This is a genomic window from Pseudomonas sp. 2VD, from assembly GCF_005503585.1.
In the GTDB taxonomy this organism is placed as follows: Bacteria; Pseudomonadota; Gammaproteobacteria; order Pseudomonadales; family Pseudomonadaceae; genus Pseudomonas; species Pseudomonas aeruginosa.
Genome location: NZ_SCND01000451.1, coordinates 1 through 4,184 on the forward strand (window position 1 = coordinate 1; position 4,184 = coordinate 4,184).

General features: G+C 73.2%; 2 pseudogenes. Both read right to left on the minus strand.

The features are described from left to right. A pseudogene (gene pchF / locus FFS27_RS29465) lies at positions 1 to 3,011 on the minus strand (pyochelin non-ribosomal peptide synthetase PchF); the annotation flags it as partial. Continuing rightward, a pseudogene (gene pchE, locus FFS27_RS29470) lies at positions 3,008 to 4,184 on the minus strand (pyochelin non-ribosomal peptide synthetase PchE); the annotation flags it as partial. The pseudogenes pchF and pchE, both read right to left, overlap by 4 nt.

Here is a 4,184-nt window from a genome sequence, read left to right on the forward strand (position 1 = left end):
GCGAGGCAGGCACGGTCGAGTGCGGCCACCGCCGCGGCGATGCCCTCCTCGCTGCCCCAGTCGCGGCGCAAGGCCTGGGCCGCCCGCTGGCGCACCGCGTCGAGCGTCGTACGCGGATCCTCGCCAGCCTCCGCCGGCGCATGCAGGGTGACGAAGCTGGCCAGGCTGCGCTCGTGGGTCTCGCCGAGCACCACGGTGGCCGCCAGGTTGACCTGCGGATGGGCGCACAGCGCGGCGTCCAGCTCGGCCAGTTCGATGCGGTGGCCGCGAATCTTCACCTGGTCGTCCTCGCGACCGAGGAACTCGATGCTGCCGTCGGCCAGGTAGCGGCCGAGGTCGCCGGTGCGATACAGGCGACGGCCATCGGGATGACGGACGAAGCGTTCGGCGGTGCGCTGCGGATCGCCGGCGTAGCCGAGCGCCAGGCCCACCCCGCCGATATGGATCTCGCCGCGCACGCCCGGCGGGCAGCGCCGCCCGCGGGCATCCAGGACTTCCACGCTCTGCCCGCGCAGGGCGCGGCCATAAGGGATGCTGGCCAGCTCGGTGTGCTGCGGGCGGATCGGCTGCTCGATCGACCAGATCGCCGCCTCGGTGGCGCCGCCCAGGCTGAACAGCGCGCTGTCCGGCCAGCGCCGCCACCAGCGGGTCGGCAGGCTGACCGGAATCCAGTCACCGGACCAGAGCACGCAGCGCGGTCCCGGCAGGTGGCGTTGCGGCTCGCTCTCCAGGTAATCGATGAGCATCTGGCCCTGGGCCGGCACCGAGTTCCACAGGGTGATGGCGTGGCGTTCCAGCAGTTCCGCCCAATGCGAAGGATCGCTGCCGCGCGCCGGGTCCGGCAGGACCACCTGGGCCCCCATCGCGGTGGCGCCGAAGAAGTCGTAGACCGAGAGGTCGAAGCTCAGCTCGGCGAGGCCGAGGACGCGGTCGTTGGCGTCGACGCCGTAGCGCTGGTTGATGTCGAGCAGCGTGTTGCTCACCGCTGCATGGCTGAGCATCACGCCCTTGGGCGTGCCGGTGGAGCCGGAGGTGTAGATCACGTAGGCGAGGTCGTCCGCCGCCACCTCCGCCGCGGGCGGTGGCGGCCAGGCGCTGTCGGCGGCCAGCCGGTCGATGGCCACGCAGGCGCAGCCGGCGTCCGGGACATCGCTTTCCAGGCAGACCAGCGCGACCACTTCGGCGCTGGCGAGGATCGCCTGGCGCCGCAGCGGCGGCTGGCGGATGTCCACCGGCACATAGGCTGCGCCGGCCTGGAGGATGCCGATCACCGCGACCAATTGCGCGGCGCTTTTCGGCAGCATCACCGCGACCCGCCGGCCACGGCCCGCGCCGTGCGCTTCCAGGACGCGGCGCAGGGCGCTGGCGTGCTGGGCGACCTGGCGGTAGCTGTAGCTGCCGGCGGCATCGTGGATCACCGTGGCGTCGGGGGTCAGCAGGGCACGCTCGGCGAAACCGGCGGCGATGCTCCGGGCACTACCGGGCAACGCCTGCGGCGGCGCCTCGACGGGTTCCGTGGCATCGCCGTCGGTCCAGGCGCGCGGGCTCTGCGCCAGGCGCCGGAGCAGCCCGACGAAGTCGTCGAACATGGCTTCCGCCTGCCCCTCGGGGAACAACCCGAGGCGTACGTCCCAGCCGATCTCCAGGCCGCCGAACTGGTCGGTGACCTGGCAGTCCAGCCAGACCTGCGGGGTCTGGCTGATCATGTAGCGTGGCGCGCGCGGCGCCTCGCCATCGCCGAGCAGGCGCTGCACGCTGCCGATGCCACTGGTGAACACCACCGGCATCAGGTCGGCGCCGCGACCGCGCCGGCGCGCCAGTTCGCGCAGCAGGTCGACGCCGCTGAAGGTCGGATGGTCGAGGTCGTCGAACATCTGCTCGCCGAGGCGGCGGGCGCGCTCGACGAAACTGTCGCCGTGGCGGCTGTCCACCGCCAGCAGGCTTAGCGCGGTGAAGTCACCGAGCACCTGCGCCAGCTGCGGATGCAGCGGCGGCCGGTTGAGTACCGTCAGGTTGAGACAGAACGCCGGTGCCTGGCTCCAGCGACCGATGGTCTCGGCGAAGGCCGCCAGGGCCACGCCGGCAGCGCTCAGGCCGTGTTCGCCCGCGCGCGCGCCGAGCGCCTGCCAGGCGGCCTCGTCGAGGCGCGCGTGGAAGTGCCGGAAGCGCGTGGACCGGGTGTCCGGCTGCGCCCGCAGCGGCAGGTCGGGACGCCCCGGCAGCGCGTCGAGGCGCGCCAGCCACCAGTCGCGGTCGCGCTGCCAGGCTGGCGACTGGCGTCGGCGCTGCTCGACGCCGACATAGTCGCGGAAGGTCGCCTCCAGCGGTTCCGCCGTCCATTGCGGATCGAGATAGCGGCGGCGCCATTCGCCAAGCAGCAATTGCAGGCTGGCGTAGTCGACCAGGGTGAAATCCACCGAGCAGTGCAGTACGCAGTCATCCCGGCCGATACTCAGCTCGGGGCGCAGGACCGGCCACTGGTCGAGCGCCGCGCAGGCGTGGTCGAGGCGTTCGCGGACCCGCTCCAGGTGCGCCTGGAAAGCGGCCTCGTCGAGCCCCGCGCAGGCATGCACGGTCAGCCGCTGCCAGGGCACCTCGGGCAGGACGCGCTGCCAGGCGTTGTCCTCGATCACCGCGCGCAGCATCGGGTGGCGCTCGACCATGGCGTTCCAGGCCGCCTCCAGGCGCGCCGGGTCGGTGTCGGCCGGCCAGTCGTACTCGGCGTACAGCTGGCAGGCGTTACCGCCGTAGTCGAAGGCCGCCTGGCGGCCCAGCACGTAGGCGGCCTGCACCGGGGTCAGCGGGAAGCGCTGGTGGGCCAGGTCGGGTTCGGCGCGCCAGCCAGGGCCGCCTTCCAGGTGTTCCAGCAGGGCCTCGCGCTCGGCCCGCAGGCGCTCGGCGAGGCCGGCGTCGAGGGCGCCCTGGGGGGCGCGATAGCGCAGGCGGCCCGCCTCGCTCCAGAGTTCGATGCGCCGGCTGCGGCAGGTTTCCAGCAGTTCGCCGAGGCTCATAGCACGCCCTCCTCCAGTTGGGTTTCCTCGATCTCGACGGTCTGCGCCTGCAAGTGGCGGGCAAGCCCGGCCAGGGTCGGCTGGCGATAGAAGTCGGCCATGCCCAGGCGTACGCCGAAACGCTCACGTATGCCGGCCAGCAGGCGGGTCGCCAGCAGGCTGTCGCCGCCGAGGCTGAAGAAGCTCGCCTCGCGACGACGCACCGGGCGTTTGAGGACCGCTTCCCAGCACTCGGCCAGCGCCTGCTCATGGGCTTCCAGCGGCTCCTCCGCCGAGGGCTCGTCACGACACTCGCCGAGTGCGCGGGTCATGCTCTCGGCCAGGCGGCGACGATCGACCTTGCCATTGCCGTTCAACGGCAGGCTTGGCAGGCACCACAGGCGTTCGGGCCGCATCGCCTGGGGCAGGCGTTGCTCCAGACCGGCCTGGAGCGCGGCGGCGTCGAGACCGAGCCCCGGCGCCAGCGCCTCGACCAGGGCGATCCGCTCGCTGCGCCACAGGCAACGCGGCGCCAATCCCGCAGCGGCGAGATCGGCCAACAGGCTCGGCAGCTCCGCCAGGCGCAGCGGCCGGTCGTCGAGCAAGGCCGCACCGAGCAGCGCCAGTGGCGACTCGCATAGCAGGTCCACCAGCAACAGGCGGCCCTGCGGGCGCAGCAGCGCAGCCGCCAGCGCCAGGCCTTCGCGGCTGGCCGCGTAGGCGTGCAGCGCGGCGAAGCTGATCACCCGGTCGTAGCGACCGAGGTGCTCGGCAGGTAGCAGGCCGTCGTCCAGCGCCTGCACCACGATCCGTTCCGGCAAGCGGGTGGCGGCGGCGTCGAGGAGGACGCGGCTGCGTTCGAAGAGGGTCAGTTCCAACCCCGGGCGCAACAGCGAGGCCATGCCCTGGTCGAGCCAGAGCCCGGCGCGGGTATCCAGCACCGCCACCCGCAGGCGTTCGCCGGCAGCCGGCGTCGGCAGCGCTTCGAGCAGGCGCGCCAGGGCCTCGCGGCCGTCCGGCAGGCGCGCGGCCACCGCCTGCGGCGCCAGCCAGGGATCGAGGAGCAGCGCGGCCGGCGCCTGTTCGCCGGCGAGCAGGCCGCGCAGAGCGTTGCCCATCGCGGTCAGCCCGGCGGCCTGCCAGCCGAGCCGGCGCAACGCCTCGTCGAGCGGCGGCAGCGCGCTGGCGGCGCTC